Source organism: Rhizobium sp. C1, from assembly GCF_021026335.1.
Taxonomy (GTDB): domain Bacteria; phylum Pseudomonadota; class Alphaproteobacteria; order Rhizobiales; family Rhizobiaceae; genus Ensifer_A.
Genome location: NZ_JAJNCY010000021.1, coordinates 1 through 1,241, shown reverse-complemented (window position 1 = coordinate 1,241; position 1,241 = coordinate 1). Strand labels below are relative to the sequence as shown.

Here is a 1,241-nt window from a genome sequence, read left to right as displayed (position 1 = left end):
TGGCCTGCTGCCAGTTTATCGGACACCGAGTTAAGCTAATCCGACCTTGTTTTCAAATTCTATCGGGCTGAGATAGCCCAGTGTCGAATGGCGTCGCTTCGGATTGTAGAAGCGCTCGATGTAGTCGAACACATCTGCCTTGGCGTCGTCTCTGGTTCTGTAGACCTTGCGTGCCGTCCTTTCCGTTTTGAGTGATGAGAAGAAGCTCTCCATCGCGGCATTGTCCCAAACATTGCCCGACCGGCTCATCGAACAGGTGATGCCGTGGTCGGCCATGAGGCGCTGGAACTGCTCGCTGGTATATTGGCTGCCCTGGTCCGAATGATGCAGCAACGCATCCGGCTTGCCCCTGCGCCAGATCGCCATGATCAGGGCATCGGTCACGAGTTGAGAGGTCATGCTGGAGTTCATCGACCAGCCGACAACGCGGCGGGAGAACAGGTCGATGACAGCGGCAACATACAGCCAGCCCTCTGCTGTCCATAGATAGGTAAAATCAGCCACCCATTTCTGGTTCGGCCTGTCCGCCGCAAATTGGCGGTCCAGAACATTCGGCATGATGACCGAGCGTTCGCCGCCGTCCTTCGGCAAGCCACGTCTTCTCGGCCTTGCTCTCAGTGCGTTCGTGCGCATGAGCCGTTCGACACGATGCAGACCGCAGGAAAAGCCTTCAGCAAGAAGATCATGCCAGACACGCCGGGCACCATAGGTGCGGTCGCTATCTTTGAAGCTGCCCTTGATCTTGTCCAGGAGAACCTCGTCATACCGGGCATGGTGGCTCGGAGAACGATTGAGCCAGGCATGGAAGCCGGAACGAGAGACACCCAGCGCTTCGCACAGCCATGCCACCGGCCAGATCGAACGGTGCTTTGCAATGAACGCGAACTTCATATCACGTCCTTCGCAAAGTAGGCGGCGGCCTTTTTTAGGATATCGCGCTCCGCTTTCAGCTTGGCAACTTCCTTGCGCAGCCTCTCGATCTCAAGCTGTTCGGGCCTCATTTGCCCATGGCCCGGAAAGGCCTGCACTGGATCAGAACCATACTCCTTGACCCATTTGCGCAGGACGTTCTCATGAACATCCAGATCGCGGGCGGCCTGCGCAACACTGACGCCGCGCTCCCGAATCAATCTCACCGCTTCAAGCTTATATTCGCGGCTGAACTTCCTTCGTTGCATTCCTTCGCTCCAGTTTCATTGGAAACACCTTAACTCGGTGTCCATGAAACCGGCAGCAGGCCA

The 1,241-nt window shown here is 56.7% G+C and carries 1 protein-coding gene; it reads right to left on the bottom strand.

Going from position 1 to position 1,241, the window contains the following annotated elements; translation table 11 throughout:
* Window positions 1–30: 30 nt before the first annotated feature.
* Window positions 31–1,178, bottom strand: a protein-coding gene (locus tag LQK83_RS21555; RefSeq protein WP_230839538.1) for an IS3 family transposase whose coding sequence is annotated in 2 segments (ribosomal slippage) — window positions 31–929 and window positions 929–1,178 — 1,149 coding nt in all. Because the reading frame shifts where the segments join, the coding sequence is not laid out codon by codon here.
* Window positions 1,179–1,241: the final 63 nt, after the last annotated feature.